This is a genomic window from Citrobacter braakii (genome assembly GCF_009648935.1).
In the GTDB taxonomy this organism is placed as follows: Bacteria; Pseudomonadota; Gammaproteobacteria; order Enterobacterales; family Enterobacteriaceae; genus Citrobacter; species Citrobacter braakii.
In genome coordinates this window covers 2,966,779-2,990,054 of record NZ_CP045771.1, presented here as the reverse complement: position 1 = coordinate 2,990,054, position 23,276 = coordinate 2,966,779, and the positions used below count along the sequence as shown (strand labels likewise).

Genomic DNA, 23,276 nt, shown 5'->3' with positions numbered 1-23,276 from the left:
TCCTTACAGGGCCACAGTAAAAGCTAACAGCAAGTGAAACCTTTCTATTTTTGCCAGGGGTATTCGTGAAATGGCAACAGCACAAAGAGTCCGGCAACGTATGTCACCTATTTTATAAAACAGCGTTTCTATTTAATCAAAGAGGCGGACTAGAATTGCGAAGCAGCCAGCAGTTTCTGCTGCTGGCCGGAATGAAGGGAGGCGTTAACGATAGTTCACAATCACCTGATTGCTCTGAACCTGTAAGGCGGGGATCAGGCGACCGCCACCGGGTACTTCCCAGACAAAATGCATCGGTTCGATGGCGGGAACATTATTGAATCCGTTGGTGGTCCCGCTTTGCCCGTCCAGCTCAACACAGCGGGACTGAGAACATAAACGCACCCGTAAACCCGCGGGCGTTGGGCCATTGAGCTCATAGCGCCAGGCCACCAGCGTCATCAACCCCGAGACCGGCTGGCTGGGCGTCAGAGGTGAAGACGAGGCTGACTGGCCGCGGTGATTTAAAGTAATCCCCATACCGCTGGCCTGCCAGGCGCCTTCTCCGGCAGCCTGCGCTACCAGAGGAAAAAACAACAACCACAGTAATTTACGCATTACTTACCTCCAATAGTCGCCGTCATACGGATATGGCGGTTGTCAGACAGCTCCATGTTCGATAACACCACCAGTTGCGGAATGCTGCGACGTAAAAAGCGTGCCAGTAACGGACGCAACGCGTGGTTGACCAGCAAGACCGGCGGCGCACCCAACATTTCCTGACGGGACAGCGCTTCCTGAGTCTGGGCCAGCAGTCGGTCTGCAAGACCCGGCTCCAGACCGCCGCCGCCCTGCAGCGCCTGCAGAAGCAAACGTTCGAGCGGGGTATCAAGGCCGATAACCTGAACCTCTTCATTACCCGGGAACCACTGCTGAGTGATGGCGCGTCCCAACGCAACACGTACCACCGCGGTAAGCTCATGCGGATCGTTTTGCAGCGGTGCATGTTCAGCCAGCGTTTCGAGAATGGTGCGCATATCGCGAATCGGTACTTTCTCATCCAGTAAGTTCTGCAGCACTTTATGCAGCGTAGTGAGCGTCACGACGCCCGGGACCAGGTCTTCCGTCAGTTTTGGCATCTCCTGCGAGACGCGATCCAGTAGCTGTTGCGCCTCCTGACGGCCAAACAGCTCAGCAGCGAACTGCCCAATCAGGTGATTAAGGTGCGTGGCGACAACGGTACTGGCTTCAACAACCGTAAAGCCCTGAATCTGCGCCTGTTCCTTCAATGCGCTTTCAATCCAGATAGCGTCCAGACCGAAAGCCGGATCGACCGTTTTCTCGCCCGGCAGTGACCCGGCGGCAGTACCAGGGTTAATGGCCAGCCAGCGTCCCGGATAGGCGTCACCGCTGCCAATTTCCACCCCTTTCATCAAAATACGATAGCGGGCCGGCTGCAGATCCATATTGTCGCGGATATGTACCACCGGCGGCAGAAAACCCATATCCTGGGCAAATTTCTTACGAATACTGCGAATTCGCCCCAGCAACTCGCCATCTTGCTGAAAGTCCACCATTGGGATCAGGCGGTAGCCTACCTCCATCCCCAGGGAATCCTCCAGCTGTACGTCATTCCATGTTGCTTCCACCACGGAGTTGTTTTCCGGCATTTTCACCGGCTGCGGCTCATCCGGGGCTTTTTGCTCACGACCACGCATCCACCAGGCCAGACCCAGTAACGCGGCGGTAAACATCAAAAACACCAGGTTCGGCATGCCCGGAACCAGACCCAAAAGACCAAGCACCGCCGCACTAAGCAGCATGACACTAGGATTACTGAACAGTTGGGTCACCATCTGTTCGCCTACGTCCTGGTCGGTACTCACGCGGGTCACGATAACCCCCGCCGCGGTGGAGATTACCAGCGCAGGAATTTGCGCCACCAGCCCGTCACCAATGGTCAGCAGGGTATAACTTTCCGCTGCGCTACCCATGCTCATACCATGCTGCAACACCCCGACTAACAGACCGCCGACCACGTTGATCACCATGATCAAAATACCGGCGATGGCATCTCCACGTACGAATTTACTCGCACCATCCATAGAGCCGTAGAAATCCGCTTCCTGCGTCACCTCCGAGCGTCGTTTTTTGGCTTCATCTTCGCCAATCAGACCCGCATTCAAATCCGCATCAATCGCCATCTGCTTGCCGGGCATACCATCCAGCACGAAGCGCGCGCCAACCTCGGCGATACGTCCGGCACCTTTGGTGATAACCATAAAGTTGATAATGACGAGAATAACGAAGACCACGATACCGATCGCAAAGTTACCGCCCACGAGGAAGTGACCAAAAGCTTCAACCACCTTTCCCGCCGCCGCCGCGCCGGTATGCCCTTCCATTAAAATGATACGCGTCGACGCAACGTTCAGGGCGAGGCGTAATAATGTGGTAAACAGCAAAATCGTCGGGAATGCGGCAAACTCCAGCGTACGCTGGGTGAACATCGCCACCAGCAGCACCATGATCGACAGCGCAATGTTAAACGTGAACAGCAAATCGAGGACGAAAGCCGGCAACGGCAACACCATCATCGACAGGATCAGCAGGATAAGGATCGGTCCGGCAAGGATTTGCAGTTGCGTGGATTTCAGGTTGCTGGGCAAACGCAACATCGCGACCAGATTAGCCATCAGTATTCTTCTCGTTCATGAAATCCAGTGCTTCAGGCACCGGAAGGTTTTCAGGTTGTGGTGGACGCTTGCCGCCGGCGAGACGCCAGCGTTTTAGCTGCCATACCCATGCCAGCACTTCGGCAACGGCGGCATATAATTGACCCGGTATTTGTTGACCAATCTCAGCATGACGGTATAGCGCACGCGCCAGCGGCGGCGCTTCTAACGTAGGGACTCGATGTTCAGCGCCAATCTCACGAATGCGCAGCGCCACCAGCCCCGCGCCTTTGGCAACAACTTTCGGCGCGCTCATTTTGTTCTCGTCATACTTCAACGCCACCGAATAGTGCGTGGGGTTGGTAACAATCACGTCCGCTTTCGGCACATCCGCCATCATGCGACGCTGCGCGGCCGCGCGCTGCATTTGGCGTATTTTGCCCTTAACGTGCGGGTCGCCTTCGCTTTGCTTAAATTCGTCACGGATATCCTGACGCGACATGCGCAGCTTTTTCAGATGGCTGTAAATCTGGAAAAAAACGTCGAACCCCACCATCGGAATAACGCCAAGCACCACCAACAGCGCGCACATGCCAACTAAATCCAGAGCGTTGCCCATCGCCGTAATCGGCGATTCCGCCATCAAACGCATCATCGCCGGCCAGTTATGCCAGAGATAAAATCCGGCCACGCTCCCCACCAGCGTGGACTTCAGTATCGCTTTGAGCAGTTCCGCCCCGGTTTGCGCTGAAAACATGCGTTTAATGCCCGGCAACGGATTCAGCTTAGAGAACTTGGGCTGCAGAGATTTACCGCTGAAAATCAAGCCGCCAAGCATCACCGGGGAGATTAATGCCACCAGAACGACGCCGGTAATCAACGGTAACAGCGCAATCATCGCGTCTTTAATCAGCAGGATGATTTGGCTGAGGATCAGGTTAGGGTCATTGACCATACTGTGGTCAAAACGTAATCCGGCCGACAGCATACCGGCCAGTCTGCGGGCAAGCGACTCCCCGCCAATCCAGATAATGCACACGCCCACCAGCAAAATAAGCAGTGAGGTCAGTTCTTTGGATCGGGGGACCTGCCCTTCTTCCCGTGCTTTTTCAAGTCGGTGGGGTGTGGGGGCTTCTGTTTTGTCGTCGTCGCTTTCTTCTGCCACGGCATTACTCTCGTCGTCACGGTCACGAGTATTATCGCGACCGCAACCATTGCCAATGCGTCGAATAGCGAAACGAAAACAGAGGAATTCGAGCGTTCGTTTGCCACGACAGCGCGAACGCTGCCGTGACAATAACGCGGTTAGCGCTGCCAGATAACGCGATAATGGCCCGATCCCACCTGCGCGCCATAGCCGCCGTCTACTGGCGCGAAGTCGAGGCCATCGGTATCGAGCAGCGTTTGTGCGCCATCGAGGATCACCATTGAGTGAGTATTCGGCGGAATATCTACCTCAAGAGTGATGGTCTGCAAGCCATCGCGCGCCGGTTCCTGCGTCCAGTAGACGGCAATATCACCATATACCGAGCCGTATCGCGCTTTCAGCCATGTCAGGCCACCGCCCGGAACAGGCCGCAGTACAGAAGATTTAAAGCCCGGCGCGTGTTCTTCGGTATTTATTCCCGCCGCCACGCGATACAGCCATTCACCGATCGCCCCGTAGGCATAATGGTTGAAAGAGTTCATGTCCGGGCTCCACATTGTGCCATCCGGTTTCACGCCATCCCAGTGTTCCCAAATCGTCGTCGCCCCGGCCTTTACCTGATACAACCAGCTTGGGAAGTCCTCTTCCATCAGCAATTGCCACGCCGCGTCGGCCTGCCCGTTTTCGCTCAATGCGTGACAGAAATAGGGGGTGCCGACAAACCCCGTCACCAGATGACCGTCATTTTCCGCCAGCAGTTCCAGCAGCGTTTGCACGGTGCGCTCGCGGTGCGCGTCCGGCACTAACTGGAAGTAAAGCGCCAGAATATGCGCCGTTTGCGTGCGTGCCGCCAGCCGCCCGGTGGCGGTAAAAAACTCATTGCGGAAGCTTTCGACAATCGCGGTATGCAGCGCCTGATAATGAGTGTGGTCAACGTCATTTCCCAGTGCTTTGGCTGATTTCGCCAGCAGCAGCGTGGACAACGCATAGTAGGCCATGCAGGTCAGTTCATTCGGCGTTGCGCCAAAATAGCTGCCCTCTTTGGCATCCAGCGCAACCCAATCGCCAAACTGCAGTTTCCACGACCACTGGTTCTCAACAGCGTTGTCATGCATAAACTCCACCCAGGCTTTCATGCTTTTGTACTGGCGGGCCAGCGTCTGTTTATCGCCGTACATCAGGTACAGCGTCCACGGGTTAATCACCGCCGCATCGGCCCAGGCTGCGGCGGAATGGGTGCGCCCGTGGGATAAAAAGCGGTCGTTGTCGCATTTGCCGGTGAGGATATCGGGAATGACGTGCGGCACACCGCCCTCCGGCGTTTGGTCATGCTGAAGATCGGTCAGCCATTTGGCAAAAAAAGTGCGCGTCTGCATCAGATAACTGGCGGTGCGGCAGAAAATTTGCGCATCGCCCGTCCATCCCAGACGTTCATCGCGCTGCGGGCAGTCGGTTGGGATATCGACGAAATTGCCCTTAAGCCCCCACATGATGTTGTGATGCAGTTGGTTGAGATCCGCGTTTGAGGTTTCAATGTGACCCGTCGGCGTCATCGCGGAATGCAGCACGACCGCGACAAAATCATCCCGCGTCGGCGTGCCAGGCCAACGTTCAATCAGCACATAACGGAAACCCTGAAAGGTAAAATGCGGGTGATAACATTCTTCGCCATCGCCGCGTAAGGTGTAATCAATGCACTGTTTGGCGGTGCGCAGGTTCGCCAGATAAACATTGCCTTCGGCATCCAGCACTTCAAAATGGCGCAGCACCACGCGCTCACCTGCCGCACCGCGCACCCGAAACTCCACCCAGCCGCTGAGGTTCTGGCCAAAATCAAGCACCGTCTCGCCTTTTGGCGTCGTGATGATTGAGCACGGCGCAAGCCGTTCTATTTCTTGTACCGGGCAGGCCGTTTGCGGTTGCAGCACCGAAGTCTCTGCCGCAAGCGTCGTCACCGCACGCCAATGCCCGGCGCTAAACGCTGGCTCGCTCCAGCCGCGCTGCTCCCGACGTGCGTCATACACTTCGCCATCATAAATTTCAGCAAACAAAATCGCGTCATCGCAGCCCTGCCAGTGTGCATCCGTGGCGATTATCCGCTGGCTACCATCGCGGAGCGTCACCACCATATGGCAAATAAACCCCGTCTGCTGGCCGTAATAGTTGCGATAGCGGTTGAAGCTCATATCCCCTTTATACCAACCCGCTCCCACCATCGCGCCAATCACGTTTTCGCCTTCTCGCAGGTGCTCGGTCACATCCCAGGTTTGATACAACAGATGGTGGTGGTAGCTCGTCCAGCCGGGCGATAACTCATCACGCCCGACTTTTTCGCCGTTGATCCACAGTTGGTACAGCCCCAGCGCGCTGGCGTGTACCACCGCCGAAACAATGTCATCACCGTCGGGCAAACTGAACGCATGGCGCAACAACGTGCCTTTTGAGTTGTCTTTATCCTGCGGCGTTTCAGCCGAGATAAACACCCCTTGCCACGCTTGCGCTGGCAGGCCGGTAATAAACGTTGCCGCCGGGCTCCAGCCGCTCTCTTCACCGTGGTTGTCGGTAATATGCACCCGCACAAAATAGCGCGTCGAGTGCTGGCAGGCGACGTCGGGCAATTCGATATTACTGGAGCGGTCATCGTGCATTTCGCCGCTGTCAAACAGGCATTGGGCAAAATCTTCTTGCGCCGACAGTTGCAAACGCCAGCTACGCTGCTGTACATCGCGCAAGGTACTGGTGATTATCCAGCCGAAAACCGGCAGCGTTTCGCAGCCCGTCAGCGTGGTTTCATAGTTGAGCGTAATCTTTTCTACTGCCAACATAATTTTTCCCTCAGTGGCTCATATTCAGGCTTTGGCCCGCAAAGTATCGTGCGACGCCTGTCCGTTATCAGGCGTCGCCACCATTTCTGTTTCTGCATTAAATTCATTACGTTGCTTGCCGTGGAAGCACAGCCAGCCGATAACCATGCCTATCGCCACAATCGCCGTCAGCAGGCAATAAAGAACCACCGGCCCCGCGCTCAACAGCACAGGAGTGACGAACGCCAACAAGCCGCAGGTCAGACGGGCGACACCGACAATCACTCCTTGCGCGGTGGCGCGTAGCATGGTGGGGAATGACTCTTGCGCCCACACTTTCATGATGCCTTCGAAGGCAAATCCTGTGCCGATATTGGTAAACAGCAGGCAGCAGAACCAGGAGAGTGGCGAGAAATTAAACAGCACCGGCACGAAATAACCACCGGACATCATCACCGCGCCAAAAATAAAGAATGGAACCCGTTTTGAGGTATCAACGACGCGCATAAACATCAACCCAGACGCCACGCTCACTGGCAGAATCAACAGCCCCCACAGCGAGTGCGTGCTGACCGAAATGCCCACCACATTTACCGCTACATAAGCCCCAAACTGCCCGCCGGTATTGGCCGCCAGATTGGTAAAGGTATAAAAGATACACAGCGAGATAAACGGCCACAGGTATTTGCCTTCGAGCAGATCGCGCCAGCCGGTTTTCTGCGCCCGCACGGTGGCGATGCCACGACGCAGTTCATCCTTTGCCGCCAACCACAGCGGCGACTCAGGGATAGACCAACGCAGGATCATCAGCACAACCGCCACCAGCCCAACGTGCATATACATGATTTGCGCGCCAATCACCCCCCAGTCGCCGACGATAGCGGAGATCCCCATCGTGGCGCCAATTCCCACCAGCCAGAGTAAATTGGACAAGCCGATAATCTTGCCGCGGTTTTCATCGTTCGCCGCTTCGGAGATAGTCGCCAGAGAGACGGGTAAATCAGCCCCTGTCGCCAGCCCCACCAAGAGTGTGCCCAGCACCAGGAACGGGAAGTTCAAACCAAAGGCCAGCGCCAGCGTGCCGATAAAAATCATCGCCATCGTAATAATAAAAACATTACGACGACCAATACGGTCTCCAAGACGACCGCCACCAAAAGCCCCAGCGGCAATACTCAGCGTTAATAATCCAGATAAAATGCCAATTTGTAGTGCAGTAATACCCATTGTTTTTTGATAAATGACTAAGGCTGTACCACTGGAAACAATAGCCGCCGAATCAATATATGATGCCATTCCAGACACCACTCCAATATACCAGGGGTTAGGTGTTTTATTTTTTGACATAACGATTCCCTTAAATTTACAGACAGTAAGGCGAGAAATAAGCGTATGGCCTACCCCCGTCACGATGGATGGTAGTAATAATTTTTTATTGTTATTAACCTAACAATTAAATCGCTATTAAAACTCGTGAATGAAGTTCACGTTCATGGCTTGGAGGATAATGAAAATACCGTCGGTACGATTCAGTCAACCTGATCGCATTCATAAAACCACAACGTGCCGCAATTTCACTGATGGTTTTATCCGTAGTGCGCAGTAATTCTTGAGCTTTTAATACACGATACAACATCTGGAATTTAACCGGAGTATAACCGGTCACTCGCTTAATTAAGCGATACATCGTGCGCCTGGCAACACCGTTATCATCACTCAACATATTCCAGTCCAAATGACGCAAGCTACTGGTCTTGAGCATACGGATCAGGTTGGCTCGCCCTCGCTCATCAGGACTAAGCGCCTCGGTTTGGCGGTCGCACTGGCAAAGCGTGTTGATGATGTTCAGCAAAGCGACTTCACACAATGAAAAATAGAGCACGTCATAGTTACTCTCGTTACGTGAGATTATCTCCTGGCTCAATACCTCAATACGCGCCAGCGCTCCCTGAGTTAACGCCAGCGCGGTAGGCTGTAGAAGTTTTTCTTTTATACAATCGAGCAAATTATCAATGTGCTGTAAAAAATGAAAACTGCGCGGGCGACGAATCAATATATTAATAACCGACAGATTATTAGTTGAAACATAACTATGGGTATCGTTAGCGGTCACTAAAAAAAAGTCACCCTGACAGATAAAACGAACCAAGTCATTAATAATATGAAACCCGCTACCGCTACGGACAATCACCAATTCATCAAAATCATGCCCGTGCACACCTTCCATTAATTGGTTATTCATCGAAAAAAGACAAAACGCATGTTGCTCTGAATGAAAAAAATCATTCTCACGTAAAATTCGCATATCTCCCCCGCCGCTATTCGAGTAAAAACACTCGGGATATCGATAAATAACCTACTGACATAATATATTGCCTTGCACCGATAACCATTTAACTGCAATTATTATGACAAGTCTATATATCGCACTGTCACTCAGGCGTAACCTGCTGTGACCTCAGCATCATTTCGGCAAATAACCGCCAAGTTATGGCATAAAAAAGAGGATATACGCCGTGCAGATGAACCCACTTCATCCAGGCATTCAACCGGTTCTCGTAGGCTATTAGTGAAGGGAATCTATATAGGTGAATCATTCTACGCGAACTGTTTACGCACCATAGGATTTACATTTATTATTTTATAATAAACGCACACCCCACACCATATTAAAAACAAATTAATAAACATTAACACATAAATATCACCAAACAATTAAAAATAGATCTTATGCGCTATTGATAAAAAAAGAAATCAAATTATAATCCGCAAAAATCAGCAAGGCTTATATCTAATAGCAGGGATTGATACACCGGTTACGCTATTCACTAAAAGATTATCAATCTCTTAAGTAGAATTACAGTGAATGGATTAATAATATTATTAACAGATGGAGTTTGTTAACATGAAGTTACGTTATAAATTAATATCCGCAGTCATTCTCACGATGGCGACCACCAGTAGTGCATTCGCTGATGAAGCCAATGCCGGAAAGATTCATTTCACCGGTGAACTGATAGAGCCAAGTTGTGTCATTGAGGGCGATACAGATACCGATAGCACCGTTCCTTTAGGGACTTATCCAACGTCGTTGTTTAACGAAGGCAACGTAGGTACCGAGTCGCCGTTGAAACCGTTTACTATTGTGCTGAAAAACTGCCCGGTTGCCACCACAGGTCTGCCACAAGTGCAACTCACCTTTCAAGGCACCCACGCGTTAACAGGCAGCTCCAGCTTACTGGATGTCAGCGCGATTACCGCCGCGGCTGAAAACCCTGGCGGCAGTAACCCAGTTGCCACCGGTGTGGGTATTGCCGTTTCACCTGCGGGTGCAGATACGACATTGTTAACGATGGACGCCACCGAAGGCCAGGTCTATATCGACCTGCCCGATACAGCGGGTGATGCCATTATTGCTGAGTTTAATGCCCGCTATAAATCCTTCGCAGCGGTCACTACCGCGGGTGCGGCAGACGCCGATATGACCGTGAATATTGTCTATCGTTAATCACACCGCAATACAGACCGTTGTTTAATATTAAACAGAGCCAGTCGCCATTGGCTCTGTTTAACGGGTTCTTTCGCTATTTCGCAGGGATTTGCGATGCGTAAAATAATTTCATCTGCTTTTTTGCTGCTGCCTCTTATCATTAGCACCGTGGCTCCCTGCGATGCAGCAGGTATTCGTATTGGTCGCACCCGTGTCGTTTACGATGCCAATAAAAAAGAGGTCGCATTATCGCTCGCTAACGAGGATAACGAATTACCGTGGCTGGTTCAGTCATGGACCGACACCGGCGACGGGAAAACCCGTGGCCCCTTTATTATTACCCCTCCGCTGTTTCGCCTTGACCCGCAAAAAGAGCAAAACCTGCGTATCGCCTGGTCAGGCGCAGCCGTCGCCCAGGACAAAGAGTCACTATTTTACATTAACGTCCGTACGATACCCGCCGTCGCCAAAGAAGATGGCAGTATCGACAAAAACGTCCTCCGGCTGATTTATAAAACCCGACTCAAACTGTTCTTTCGCCCCAAAGGTCTGGCAGGTTCGCCGGGCGAAAACTGCAAAAACCTGCGTTTTAGCCGTAACGGCAACGTCCTGCGCGTGGTCAACGAGGGAGCTTTCCACAGCATCTTCGACTCTGTGAAGCTGGGTGGCACACTGCTTAAAAAAGCCGACATGGTGACACCAAAAAGCAGCGCGGAGATCCCGCTACCGGCCAATGCCAACGGGCAATCGGTCACCTGGCGCTGTATTAGCGATTACGGCAACGCGACCCCTCCCTTTACTACCTCGCTGTCGAAGGGATAATTCGAATGGTAAAAACGTTGACACAGCCCCAGCCACACTGGCGGCTCAACCCGCTATTACAAGCGCTAGGTGCGGTTCTGCTTTTGTTCTCAACTCAGCCGTACGCCCGCGAATACTACTTTCCACCCACCGGGCTGGAAGGCGATGCGGCGCTGCACGAGGATGTTGATCTATCATTGTTTTCCAACAATAAAGCGCAGCTCCCCGGGGCTTACTCATCAACGATTGTGATTAACAAGCAGCGTTCAAAACAGCAGGATATCAACTACCTCAACGACGCCAGCGGCGAATTACAGCCGCAGATTACCCCCGCGATGCTGCGCGACTGGGGCGTACGCGTGGAGGCCTTTAGCGAACTGGCCGCACTGCCCACTGATAAACCACTGCCCAAAGCACTGGGGGAGTACATTACGGCAGCCACGGCGATCTTCGATTTTAACGCCATGATGCTGCGTATCAGTATGCCGCAGGCGGCGCTGGATGAACACAGCCGCGGCTCGGTAGATCCTTCGCGCTGGGACAACGGCGTGCCGGTTCTGTTTGCCAACTATGCATTTTCTGGCTCGCAAAATGACAGCGGCAATGGCGGCACTGACAAAAACCAATACCTGAACCTACAAAGTGGGCTAAATCTTGGCGGCTGGCGGTTGCGTAATTATGCCACCTGGGACAAAAACGACGATGAGCAGTCCTGGCAGTCGCTGCAAACTTATATTCAGCATGACGTACAATTTCTCAAGTCTCAGTTCACCGCTGGTGAAAACAGCACCCGTGGTGAGGTGTTCGACAGCGTGCAATATCAGGGCGTTAACCTCGCTTCCGACGAGAATATGCTGCCCTTTAGCCAGCGAGGCTTCGCGCCAACCATTCGCGGTATTGCCAACAGCAATGCTGAAGTCTCCGTGCGGCAAAATGGCTACCTGATTTATCAGGCTAACGTCGCGCCAGGGGCGTTTGAAATTAACGATATCTCGTCCACCTCTAACAGCGGTGACATGGAAGTAACGATTAAAGAAGCCGATGGCAGCGAGCGCCACTTTACCCAACCCTACTCCAGCGTGGCGGTCATGCTACGCCCTGGTCGGGTAAAATATGAAGTCACTGCCGCCCGTTATCGTGCCAATAACAACAGCGGCGACAAAGAGCCGATGTTTGTGCAGGGCAGCGCCATTTATGGTCTGAACAATATTTTCACGTTGTTTGGTGGGCTAACGGCTGCGGAGGATTATCAGGCTGGCGTTGGCGGCGTCGGCGTCGCGCTGGGCACTATTGGATCTGTTTCCGCAGATGTCACCTGGGCAAAAACCACGCTGGATAACGGTGAACAGCACGATGGGCAGTCTTACCGCTTGCTGTACAGCAAAAATATTGAAACTACCGACACCAACATCACACTGGCCAGTTATCGTTATTCCACCAGCGGCTATTACAGCTTTGCTGATGCCAATCAGAGAATAGATGATAATGGCGATGATGACTGGCGCTATCAGTACAATAAACGTAACCGCGTTCAGGCCAGCATCAGCCAAAGCATTTTCTCCAGCAGCCTGTATCTTAACGGCTACCAACAGGATTACTGGGGAACCTCACGCAAAGAACGTAATTTATCCGCAGGCTTTAGCACCACCGTCAACGGCATCAGCTACCATCTGGCCTATACCTACAGCAAAAATGACGATAGCGACAGCGATCGAATCGTCTCCTTCAGCCTTAGTGTGCCGCTGAGCCGCTGGCTGCCGAATAGCTGGGCGAGCTATAACATCAGCAACAGCCAACGCGGCGATACCAACCAGAATGTTGGGCTGGGCGGCACATTACTTGACGACCAGCGCTTGAGTTATTCACTACAGCAGAGCCACACCAACCATGACGGCACGGGTAACAGCAGCATTTACAGCACCTACCGCTCGCAGTACGCCAACTTAAGCGGCGGCTATTATTATGCGTCTGACGATTCCCGACAGATCAGCTACAGCGTCAGCGGCGCCGTAGTGGCGCATCCTCACGGCGTCACCCTGGCACAGCCGTTAAGTAGCGAATTTGCCATCGTCGATACCGATGAGGCTTCCGGCTTGCGCTTTCAGAATCAGCGTGGCGTGCAGAGCGATAGCTTTGGCAACGCGATCATTCCATCCCTTTCCGCCTATCAGGAAAATCGCATTGTGCTGGACACCACCACATTGCCGGATGATGTCGATACCAATGCCACCGTCGTCACCGTGGTTCCCACCCGCAACGCAGCCGTCACCGCCCATTTCAGCACCTGGGTTGGTTATCGTGTACTGGTCACCTTGCGGCGTGAAAGCGGCAGTCCCGTCCCCTTTGGCGCGTTTGCTAGTGTCGATGGGCAAACACAAACCGGTATTGTCGATGAAAACGGCGTGCTCTACCTGGCAGGTATCACCGATGGCATGACCATTACGGTGAAATGGGGCGATGGGCCAGAACAGCAGTGCCGTGCAACGCTGGCTCTGGCAACCGATTCTGATAGTAACAACCCAACGGGAATACGTAACACGCGCGCACAGTGTCTTCAGGAGAAAAAACATGCTCAGCCTTAACCAAAAGCGCGGGCTCGCCGGTCTGATACTCTTCAGCGCCGCAGGATCTTGCGCAGCTACGCCACTACAAAGCTGCTTTAGCTCGCCGGGCATCTATACGACCCATATCGAACAAGACGTCGTGGCGGCCAACAATCTTTCCGGAATGACACACAATGCGGGACACATTGTCTCTGCGGGTGGGCCTATCACCGCCAACTGTCGCTGCCCATCAAACATGCCAATCGACAGCGGGGCCACTGTTTATTCCATATCTTTTGCTGGTAGTCCATTACCGTCAGGGACTTCAAGAGAGGGCGTTGGTTTCCTCACCGAAAAGCTGGATGTTAAGCTGGCAGGATATCCTGATGCCATCAATCACCAGGATGGTAATAACATGGTCAATATCGACATTACCGATTACACCCCCAACCGGACCATGAAGAAATATGCCGACGCCAACACAAAATCCACGGAATCACAGCAATCCGTATGCAGTGATGAAACCCGGCCTGTCGGCGCCAGCACGGTAAAACGCCAGTTTCAGTGGAATGTCATTGCCGCCACTTTCTATCTTAAAAAACCGGTGTTTGGTGAAGAGATTTTCCAGCCACAAACCGTCGTGGAAAACTATGCCTGCCTGTACTACGGTTCCAGCAACAATCCTAACGGCTGTACCGTACCTGAGAAGGTGTCCGAGATTCGCCTCGGCGGCGTTCTCCGCGCCCCGCTCAGTTGCACCATTAACGCGGGGAGTCAGATTGAGGTTGAGTTTCCGGTTCTCACTACCAGCGCATTTACCACGCCAGGCGTTCCGCCTGCTAATGGCATTAAATCGGTCGATATCTCTTACCATTGTGACAATCCCGCCACAGATAATCAGGACAAAATCAAAATGACCCTAACCGCCGACCACGGGAATAGCGGCAGCGACGGCTACATTGCCAAAATGTTAGGCCGCGACGATATCGGCGTCAGGATGTATGACGACAACGATACAGCCGTCAAGCTCGATGGCTCGTTTGACTTCCCGATAACCCTGGATGAACAGGGCAACGGCGTAATTAAAATGACCGCCGCCCCAGTGAGCACCACCGAGAGGAAACCGGTAGCCGGTAAATATGAAGGCAACGTCACCGTAAAAATGGATATTAAGTAAAGAGAACGATAGGTATCTGTAGGCCGGATAACGCGCAAGCCGTTATCGGTTAGAATGCCCGGCGGCGAGCGCCTGCCGGGCCAGCAAATAAAAACGCTACGGATCAGAACCCGAGGCTATCCAGCAGGTCGTCAACCTGATCCTGACTTGCCACCACGCCGGCTTTTGAGGTGTCAACCTGCGGGCCGTTAAGCAAGCTTTCGTTTTCACGTTTTGGACGAGCGCCCTGCTCTGGAATGTTTTCCAGCAGAACCATCAGCAGCTGACGTTCAATCTCCTGGATAACATCCATCATGCGCTTGATGACCTGACCGGTGAGGTCCTGGAAATCCTGCGCCATCATGATGTCCAGCAGTTGAGCGTTAGTAAAGCTCGTATGCCCTGGCACATCACCCAGGAACTGGCGGGTATCGGTGACCAGTTCACGGGCGTCAGACAGCTCGATCGGATTTTCGAACCATTCATCCCAGCGTTTGGTCAGGTCTTTGGCCCCTTTTTCCATCGCGTCCTGGTGCGGCTGCGAAGCTTCCACACTGTTCAACGCGCGCTCTGCCGCCTGTGCGGTCATCTGCACAACGTAATCGAGACGATCGCGGGCATCGGGAATCGCTTCTGCCGCTTCGGCAATGGCCTGATCCAGCCCCAGTTCACGCAGGCTGTCGCGCAGCATTCGGGTCAAACTGCCGATGCGCGCGATGATGTCCCCGGCTGAATGTTCGTCAGCAGGTTTAATTTGTGGTTGCATCATCATTATCACACCCTCACATGCCCAGTTTCTCAAAGATTTTATTGAGTTTCTCTTCTAGCGTCGCCGCCGTGAACGGTTTCACGACATAGCCACTGGCGCCAGCCTGTGCCGCCGCAATGATATTCTCTTTCTTCGCTTCTGCCGTAACCATCAGCACCGGCAGGGCCGACATTCCGCCATCAGCGCGAATGGTTTTCAGCAGTTCCAGGCCATCCATGTTCGGCATATTCCAGTCGGAAATGACAAAACCAAATCCCCCAGCCTGCAGCTTATTCAGCGCGTCCACACCGTCTTCAGCCTCTTCAACATTGTTGAAACCCAGTTCTTTGAGCAGGTTACGCACGATGCGACGCATGGTGGAAAAGTCATCCACAACCAAAAACTTAAGCTCTTTATCCGCCATAAAAAATAAACTCCTGATTCAAATACGTATTGCCTGTCCGGCACTGATTTTCGCCAGCATTTGCTGGCTTACCTGGCTAAGATCGACCACTTCGCTTACGCCACCCATATTGATGGCCTCACGCGGCATGCCGAACACCACACAACTTGCTTCGTTTTGCGCAATGGTCCAGGCACCCGCCTGGTTCATCGCTAACATTCCGGCGGCGCCATCGTTGCCCATACCCGTCAGGATCACTCCCACGGCATTACGCCCCGCATGTTTTGCCACCGAATGGAACAGCACATCCACTGAAGGCCGATGCCGGTTAACCGGTGGACCATCATGAATTTTGATCTGGTAGTTCGCCCCGCTGCGCGCCAGTTCCATATGCTTGTCACCAGGGGCGATATACGCATGCCCTGGGAGCACGCGCTCCCCGTCTTCAGCCTCTTTCACGGTGATCTGACACAGTTTGTTCAGACGCTCGGCGAATGAGCGGGTAAATCCTGGCGGCATATGCTGGGTAATAAGAATACCGGGACTTGAAAGCGGCAATGGCTGGAGTACATGGCGAATTGCCTCTGTTCCTCCGGTTGAGGCGCCAATCGCTAGCAGTTTTTCAGAACTGAGTAACGGCCCCGCTTTCAAGGTCACCTGTGCCGTCATGGGTTTGTGGGCCGCCAGTTTTGCCCGCGACGCGGTGCGGATCTTCTCAGCGATCATTTCGCTGTAGGCCAACATCCCTTCACGGATCCCCAACTGTGGTTTGGTGACAAAATCAATCGCTCCCAACTCCAGCGCCCGCAGCGTGACCTCAGAACCTTTACCGGTCAGCGAAGAGACCATAACCACTGGCATCGGACGCAGACGCATCAGTTTCTCAAGAAAGTCGAGGCCGTCCATGCGCGGCATTTCCACATCCAGCGTCAGGACGTCGGGATTGAATTTTTTGATTAAATCCCGGGCAACCAACGGATCCGGCGCCGTCGCCACCATTTCCATATCACTGTGGCTGTTAATAATTTCGGTCATGATTTGACGCATCAGTGCAGAATCATCAACCGATAAAACCCTGATTTTACTCATGCTTTATCCTTACCTGGCGCATGCGCATACACCGTCTGTCCACGCAAGCTAAACTCGCGCACGAGGTTGCTAAAGTTTTCTGAATGACCTGCAAACAGCAGCCCATCTGGTTTAAGAAGTGGAACAAAACGGTGCAAAATGTCCTGCTGCGTCGTTTTGTCGAAATAGATCATTACGTTACGGCAAAATATGGCATCGAAGGGGCCTGGCACGTTGTACTGCTTATCCAGTAAATTCACGCTGGAAAATTCAACATGTCCCGCCAGTTCCTGCCGAACGCGTACCAGTCCTTCATGCGGTCCGGTGCCGCGCATGAAATAACGCTGTAGCTGCTGCGGTGACAGCGTCTTTAGCTCATCAAGGCGGTAGATGCCGCTTCTGGCTTTTTCCAGCACTTCGGTATCAATGTCGCTGGCAAAAACACGCCAGCGGCCCGGAGCCATACCTAAGGTATCGGCGAGCGTAATCGCAATGCTGTACGGCTCTTCTCCGGTTGACGCCGCCGCGCTCCAGACACGGTATTCACCGCTGCGCCGACGAGCATGATCTGACAGCACTGGAAAATGATGCCCTTCGCGAAAAAACGCGGTCAGATTGGTAGTCAGGGAGTTAATAAAAGCCTGCCACTCAGCACTGTTCTGGTTAGCTTCCAGCATGCTGAGATAGCGACCAAAGTCATCCAGTCCCAGGGTTCGCAGACGGCGGACCAGGCGGTTATAAACCATGTCCCGCTTATGGTCGGCCAGTACGATCCCCGCACGCTGGTAGATTAATTGACATATCCGACGAAAATGCGCGTCAGACAGCGCGAGGCGCTGTGTCATCTGTAACAATAATGACGTTTGCCCAGGGGGCAGAGATGATGTCATAGCGCCTTCTCAATCACATTCAGGATACAACTGGCACAACCTGCGGCTGCGCCAATTCTTGTTTTGCTACGGTTTGCTCTTCAAGCTTAAAAAATGCGACACAGGCAGAAAGATTATCGGCCTGCATGGCAAGTTGTCCGGTGGCGGATGCGGCTTCTTCCACCAGCCCGGCGTTTTGCTGCGTCACAGAGTCCATCTGGCTGACGGCCTGCGCCACCTGCTCGATGCCTCTGCGCTGTTCATCAGAAGCAGAGGCAATCTCGCCCATGATGTCGTTAACCCGGGTAACCGAGCTGACAATTTCCGTCATGGTGCGCGCTGCCATATCAACCAACTGCGAGCCCTGATGCACTCGGGTGACAGACTCCTCAATGAGCCCCTTAATTTCTTTCGCCGCCTGTGCGCTACGGCTTGCCAGATTGCGCACTTCGCCCGCAACCACGGCAAAACCACGCCCCTGCTCACCCGCGCGAGCGGCCTCAACCGCAGCATTCAGCGCGAGGATATTGGTCTGAAAGGCAATGCTGTCAATCACGCCGATGATGTCGCCAATTTTCTGCGAGCTCGCGGAAATCTCATGCATGGTGCTGGCGACCCGGGAGGTCTGTTCGCCGCCTTTATTCGCTGTATCTGCCGCACTTTTGGCAATTCCTGACGCCTGGCGCGCGTTATCCGCATTCTGTCCTACGGTGGCGGTCAGTTGTTCCATGCTGGCTGCCGTTTGCGCCAGCGCGGCCGCCTGCTGTTCAGTGCGCGAAGACAAATCGTTATTACCCATCGCGATTTCTGAAATACCGCTATGCATGGCTGAGCTGCCCTGGCGTACTTCGCTTACCGTTTCACGCAGTGCCTGCTGCATCTTCTTCAGACTGGCAAAAATGGCTGAGATCTCATTGCGCCCATAAACCGCTACTGGCCGGGCCAGATTACCCGCGGCAATGCTGTCGAAATGACTGCCCACGATAGCCAGCGGCTGGACAATCATCTTGCGCGACCAGTACAGCGCACCGCTGGTGAGCAGTGCCGCCAGTACCACCATGGTGGCGAAAATCACCCCCGACATATGGTAATTTCGCTGGCTCTGCTCTCCTGCCGTTTGCAACACGCGATCGATGTTGCTCTGCCACGCATTCACATTTGCATCAAAAGCATCCTGAGCAGCCTGCACCGGCGCGGTCAGAAAATCTGACAACTGATTGTTTTCAAGCCAGGTGGCCTGATGCGCAAGAGCGCTGTGCCATTGACTGAAACTTTTCTCCGTTGCGCCAAACAGCGCCTTTCCTTGTGCCGTCGTATCCGATGTCGCCATAAAGCGTTTAAACATCAATTCAGACTGCGCCAGGCTATCACGTGCGAGGGTCATCAGCGTGTTGATATCCTCTGGCGGATAGCTCAGGGCGGTTAGTGTCCCTGCCTTATTAAGGGCCGTACTGGCCTGTAATAACACAGCGCGGGTTTGGGCCAGCGCAGCGCGTTGCTGATTACTTCGTTCGACCTGATTCAGGTTCTGAAAACCGTCCCGAAATGCCCAGAAGGACAAGCCATTACTGCCAATCTGCAAAACACCGCAGAGGATTAAAATCAAAAACAGCGTGGTCGAAATTCGAATACGATTAAACATCAACGCTCCCATTGGGCGGCACTGGCCGCGGTTTAACTATCAGTCAAAATGTTTCCCAATTCGTATCTTGCTCATTGTTCTGGCGCGGATAGGATGCGGCCGCCGTTGCAGGTAATCGTGTATCGCGCGGCTTAGCCGACGCCGGACGTGACGCAAGGCGGAAAGTCGACACCGACTGCGTCAGGCGGCTGGCCTGTTCTTCAAGAGCAGCGGCAGCGGCAGCCGATTCCTGTACCAACGAGGCGTTCTGCTGCGTAACGCGATCCATCTCGGATACCGCGAGCGCTACCTGATCAATCCCCCGGCTTTGCTCGTCGGAGGCCGAGGCAATCTCGCCCATAATGTCGGTCACCCGCGTTACGGCATTTACGATGTCGTTCATCGTTTCGCCTGCGCTTTCTACCAATACGGACCCGGTATCCACTCGGGAAACCGAATCCTCAATCAACGCTTTGATCTCTTTCGCCGCCTGCGCACTGCGACTTGCCAGATTACGCACTTCGCCCGCAACCACAGCAAAGCCACGGCCTTGTTCACCGGCACGCGCCGCTTCAACCGCCGCGTTCAGTGCGAGAATGTTGGTCTGAAAAGCAATACCATCAATAACGCTGATGATGTCGGCGATTTTCTTCGAGCTATCGGCGATTTCGTGCATGGTGTTCACCACGCTATCAACCACTTTGCCGCCATGCTGTGCGGTATCGGAGGCGCTTTTCGCCAGTTGCGAAGCCTGACGCGCGTTGTCCGCATTTTGCTTCACGGTTGCGGTCAACTGTTCCATGCTGGCTGCGGTCTCTTCCAGCGCAGAGGCCTGCTGTTCAGTACGAGATGACAGGTCGGTGTTCCCGCTGGCAATTTCGCTGGTCCCGGAATAAATCGCATCAGAACCTTCACGTACCAGGGTGACGGTTTCCGTCAGCGAGCGCTGCATATGATCAACCGTACTGGCCAGCTCGCCGATTTCATTACGACCGCTGACGGCCAGGGTCGCGGTCAGGTTACCGCTGGCGATTTCCCGAATATGGGCAATGACGCGAGACAGAGGATTAAGCAGGGTATGGCGGATGCCGTACCACACCACCACCAGAATCAGCACCAGCACTACGGCCAGCACGCCAAGCTGCCATTGGGCGAAATGGTAATCCCGCGCGCTTTTATCGAATGCCTGAGCGTAAAGCTTTTCGCTAACGCTGGCGTACTTGCCCAGCGCCTCACCGAGCGCGTTTTGCATTCCCTGAGTCGGTTGCGCGAAATAGGCGTCCATATTGCCGTTCTCCAGAAACTGAACCAGTTCTGTTAAGGCCGCATGGTACTGCTGATATTTCTCCTCAACGTTGCCGCTGGCTTCTGCCATCTCGGGTAACGGTGTGATGTTCTTAAATTTTGCGTAATGTGTTTCGGCCTGCGCCAACGATGCTTTCGCATTCTTCAGCAGATCGTTTTTCGCGCTGCTTTGCTGGTTGGACGCGTCCATCATCATGCGTGCAGAAGAACGGCTTAAATTGATACGTGTTTGCAGCATCAGATCCCATGTTGAGGTGAGTTCACTTTGCTGCTGTCGAAGATCGTTAGAAATAACAAAACTTTGCTGATTCTGCTGCAATGAAGAAAACAACAGACCACCGGAAACAAGCTGTAGCAGTGCGAAAACCCCCAGCACCATCATCAGCATTGTGACAACGCGGATACGGTTAAACATAAGGCACCTTCCTGAAAACGAGTTATCAACGTTATCGGCAGTCGCTGAGATAACTTTACGTTTGCGAAAAGGAAATCCTGAAGGGACGTGAAGCCTCGCGGAAGGAGGGGAAGACGGGTGTACGGCAACCACAAATCATTCACATAAAAACGTCACAATTATCATGTGAATAACATTCAAATTTATCTGTGGACGCGGTCATATTGGATGAAATAGTCATTATTTCGTGACCAGGATCACAAATACATATCCTCTGCACCACAACAAAATGGATAAAAAATTAAAAAAAGTTGTATCAGCTGGCGCTTTAATTCAATTTATATGATGAATACTTAGTTACCAATTAATAAATATAAAAAATGAGTAACCGAACAATAAATGTTAAATCCTTACTGAGGGCTTTTTAGTGGCAAATGCAAACAAACTCACGTTGTTTATCGTGATCTTCATGTTGGCGGGGATCCTGTCAGGGGCGGTGATCCACTCTTATGCCGCCCCCGGCGTAGTGACCGCCTGGGCCGATAATATTACGCTTCTCACCGACATCTTTTTGCGCCTGATTAAAATGGTGATCGCACCTTTAGTATTCAGCACCCTGACCGTCGGTATTATGCGCCTGGGGGAAACGTCCACCATCGGGCGCGTAGGCGGCAAAGCGATGATCTGGTTTATCAGCTCTTCCATACTGTCTATTCTGGTCGGTCTGTTTGTGGTTTCTCTTGAGCAACCCGGCAGCGGCCTGAACCTGGCGATCCCGCTGGAAGCCACAGATACCGGCCTGGCCGTGAGCGGCATGAGCCTGAAAGGTTTCCTGACTCACACCATCCCAACCAGCATAGCCGAGGCGATGGCCAACAATGAGATCCTGCAAATTGTGGTGTTCTCGATGTTCTTCGGTATTGGTGGCGCATCCCTTGGTGAGAAGTTCAATGCCCCGCTGGTTGCCGCGCTGGATGTGGTCTCCCACATTATGCTTAAGGTGACTGGCTACGTGATGTACGTTGCGCCGCTGGCCATTTTCGCCGCCATTTCCTCCGTTATCTCCACCCAGGGTTTGGGGATCCTGCTTAACTATGCGTCGTTCATCGGCGGCTACTATGTGGCTATTTTGCTGACCTGTCTGGTTCTGCTGGCGGTGGGTTATGTCATGCTGAAAAAAGAAGTTTTTCGCCTGGTAAGCATGCTGAAAGATCCGGTTCTGGTCGCATTTACTACCAGCAGCTCGGAAGCCGCCTATCCGAAAACGCTGGAGCAATTAACCAAATTTGGTTGCTCGCCTAACATCGTGTCATTTGTATTGCCTATCGGTTATTCATTTAACCTGGTCGGCTCGATGGTTTACTGTTCATTTGCCTCGATGTTTATCGCGCAGGCCTATAACATTCACCTCTCCTTTGCAGAAATCACCGTCCTGATGCTGACGCTGATGCTGGCGTCAAAAGGGATTGCCGGCGTGCCGCGTTCTGCACTGGTGGTGCTGGCAGCAACCATTCCGAGCTTTAATATTCCGGTTGCCGGGATTCTGTTACTGATGGGTATTGACCACTTCCTGGATATGGGACGTTCAGCAATCAACGTATTAGGTAACGGGATTGCAACGGCGATGCTGGCACAAGATGAAGGTTTACTGGAAGAAGAACCGGAGCTGGTTGAGCGGGAAGCGTAAGGGGAAATCTGCCGGATGCGTTACGCGTATCCGGCCTACAACAGCAATCATTGTAGGCCAGATACGGTATAGCGGTTACGCGACGTGACTGGCGGCAATATCCAGCAGCGCCATTTCTTCGCTATTGAGCAGCTTCTCAATGTTAACCAGGATCAGCATCCGGTCACCCAGCGCCCCCAGTCCCGTCAGGTATTCCGTCGACAGCGTTACGGCAAATTCTGGCGCCGGACGGATTTGATCCGTTGTCAGCGACAGCACATCCGAGACGCCATCGACCACAATTCCGACCACCCGCTGGCCCAGATTCAACACAATCACCACGGTGTTTTCGTTGTAATCCACATCGCTCTGGCTAAACTTCACGCGCAGGTCAACAATCGGCACAATCACACCGCGCAGATTGGTGACACCTTTGATAAACGCAGGCGTGTTAGCAATACGCGTCACCTGATCGTACCCACGGATTTCCTGCACTTTCAGGATATCGATACCGTACTCTTCATCCCCCAGCGTAAACACGAGGAATTCCTGACCTGACGGTTCGCCGGCCAGTTTAGTTACATTACTCATACCGGTCATATTATTC

18 protein-coding genes are annotated in these 23,276 nt (G+C 53.1%); 5 read left to right on the top strand and 13 right to left on the bottom strand.

What is annotated here, in order from left to right; translation table 11 throughout:
- Positions 1 to 204: 204 nt before the first annotated feature.
- From flhE to GFC06_RS13885, 6 genes are all read right to left on the bottom strand, one after another.
- On the bottom strand, positions 205 to 597 hold the full coding sequence (flhE, locus tag GFC06_RS13910; protein WP_016153427.1) for a flagellar protein FlhE: 393 nt from the start codon (positions 595 to 597) through the stop codon (positions 205 to 207).
- Entirely contained in the window at positions 597 to 2,675 is a 2,079-nt protein-coding gene (gene flhA / locus GFC06_RS13905; RefSeq protein ID WP_016153428.1) for a flagellar biosynthesis protein FlhA, read from the bottom strand. Before flhA ends, flhE begins: the two co-directional genes overlap by 1 nt.
- On the bottom strand, positions 2,668 to 3,819 hold the full coding sequence (gene flhB, locus GFC06_RS13900) for a flagellar biosynthesis protein FlhB (RefSeq protein ID WP_016153429.1): 1,152 nt from the start codon (positions 3,817 to 3,819) through the stop codon (positions 2,668 to 2,670). The genes flhA and flhB overlap by 8 nt, the downstream gene beginning before the upstream one ends.
- A 140-nt stretch (positions 3,820 to 3,959) precedes the next feature.
- Entirely contained in the window at positions 3,960 to 6,626 is a 2,667-nt protein-coding gene (locus tag GFC06_RS13895; RefSeq protein ID WP_153690269.1) for an alpha-L-rhamnosidase, read from the bottom strand.
- 24 nt (positions 6,627 to 6,650) lie between these two features.
- Positions 6,651 to 7,952 (bottom strand): MFS transporter, encoded by a 1,302-nt coding sequence (locus GFC06_RS13890; RefSeq protein WP_047502128.1) that lies wholly within the window; start codon positions 7,950 to 7,952, stop codon positions 6,651 to 6,653.
- Between the two features lie 106 nt (positions 7,953 to 8,058).
- Positions 8,059 to 8,910: a helix-turn-helix domain-containing protein gene (locus tag GFC06_RS13885; protein ID WP_047502126.1), complete on the bottom strand. Its 852-nt coding sequence runs from the start codon at positions 8,908 to 8,910 to the stop codon at positions 8,059 to 8,061.
- A 600-nt stretch (positions 8,911 to 9,510) separates the two neighbouring features.
- Here GFC06_RS13885 and GFC06_RS13880 point away from each other — a divergent pair.
- The 4 genes from GFC06_RS13880 to GFC06_RS13865 all read left to right on the top strand — a co-directional run bounded on the left by GFC06_RS13880 (position 9,511) and on the right by GFC06_RS13865 (position 14,616).
- Complete coding sequence (locus tag GFC06_RS13880) at positions 9,511 to 10,113, top strand: fimbrial protein (RefSeq protein ID WP_103766425.1); 603 nt, start codon at positions 9,511 to 9,513, stop codon at positions 10,111 to 10,113.
- Positions 10,114 to 10,209: 96 nt separating this feature from the next.
- The gene (locus tag GFC06_RS13875) at positions 10,210 to 10,917 is read left to right on the top strand and encodes a fimbrial biogenesis chaperone (RefSeq protein WP_047502122.1); all 708 of its coding nucleotides are present in this window, start codon (positions 10,210 to 10,212) and stop codon (positions 10,915 to 10,917) included.
- 5 nt (positions 10,918 to 10,922) lie between these two features.
- Positions 10,923 to 13,478 (top strand): fimbria/pilus outer membrane usher protein, encoded by a 2,556-nt coding sequence (locus GFC06_RS13870; protein ID WP_153690268.1) that lies wholly within the window; start codon positions 10,923 to 10,925, stop codon positions 13,476 to 13,478.
- A complete protein-coding gene (locus GFC06_RS13865; RefSeq protein WP_047502118.1) occupies positions 13,465 to 14,616 on the top strand; it encodes a fimbrial protein in 1,152 nt (383 codons plus the stop codon). The genes GFC06_RS13870 and GFC06_RS13865 overlap by 14 nt, the downstream gene beginning before the upstream one ends.
- A 103-nt stretch (positions 14,617 to 14,719) precedes the next feature.
- On the opposite strand, the gene cheZ is transcribed toward GFC06_RS13865, so the two are convergent.
- Genes cheZ through tar form a run of 6 tightly spaced genes read right to left on the bottom strand, consistent with a single transcriptional unit; the run spans position 14,720 to position 21,024 of the window.
- Complete coding sequence (cheZ, locus tag GFC06_RS13860; RefSeq protein WP_029139578.1) at positions 14,720 to 15,364, bottom strand: protein phosphatase CheZ; 645 nt, start codon at positions 15,362 to 15,364, stop codon at positions 14,720 to 14,722.
- A gap of 13 nt (positions 15,365 to 15,377) precedes the next feature.
- Complete coding sequence (gene cheY, locus GFC06_RS13855; RefSeq protein ID WP_016153434.1) at positions 15,378 to 15,767, bottom strand: chemotaxis response regulator CheY; 390 nt, start codon at positions 15,765 to 15,767, stop codon at positions 15,378 to 15,380.
- 18 nt (positions 15,768 to 15,785) lie between these two features.
- On the bottom strand, positions 15,786 to 16,835 hold the full coding sequence (locus GFC06_RS13850; protein WP_016153435.1) for a protein-glutamate methylesterase/protein-glutamine glutaminase: 1,050 nt from the start codon (positions 16,833 to 16,835) through the stop codon (positions 15,786 to 15,788).
- Positions 16,832 to 17,704: a protein-glutamate O-methyltransferase CheR gene (gene cheR, locus GFC06_RS13845; protein ID WP_016153436.1), complete on the bottom strand. Its 873-nt coding sequence runs from the start codon at positions 17,702 to 17,704 to the stop codon at positions 16,832 to 16,834. Before cheR ends, GFC06_RS13850 begins: the two co-directional genes overlap by 4 nt.
- A 19-nt stretch (positions 17,705 to 17,723) precedes the next feature.
- The gene (tap, locus tag GFC06_RS13840) at positions 17,724 to 19,325 is read right to left on the bottom strand and encodes a methyl-accepting chemotaxis protein IV (protein WP_103847935.1); all 1,602 of its coding nucleotides are present in this window, start codon (positions 19,323 to 19,325) and stop codon (positions 17,724 to 17,726) included.
- Between the two features lie 43 nt (positions 19,326 to 19,368).
- Positions 19,369 to 21,024 carry a methyl-accepting chemotaxis protein II gene (gene tar, locus GFC06_RS13835; RefSeq protein ID WP_046275660.1) on the bottom strand — a complete coding sequence of 552 codons (1,656 nt, stop codon included), beginning with the start codon at positions 21,022 to 21,024 and terminating at the stop codon, positions 19,369 to 19,371.
- Between the two features lie 406 nt (positions 21,025 to 21,430).
- Between tar and GFC06_RS13830 the strand changes: the two genes are divergently transcribed.
- Positions 21,431 to 22,690, top strand: a complete 1,260-nt coding sequence (locus GFC06_RS13830) for a dicarboxylate/amino acid:cation symporter (RefSeq protein ID WP_016153439.1) — start codon at positions 21,431 to 21,433, stop codon at positions 22,688 to 22,690.
- A 75-nt stretch (positions 22,691 to 22,765) separates the two neighbouring features.
- Here the strand turns inward: GFC06_RS13830 and cheW are convergent, their stop codons facing one another.
- Complete coding sequence (gene cheW, locus GFC06_RS13825) at positions 22,766 to 23,269, bottom strand: chemotaxis protein CheW (protein WP_003034638.1); 504 nt, start codon at positions 23,267 to 23,269, stop codon at positions 22,766 to 22,768.
- Between the last annotated feature and the right edge of the window lie 7 nt (positions 23,270 to 23,276).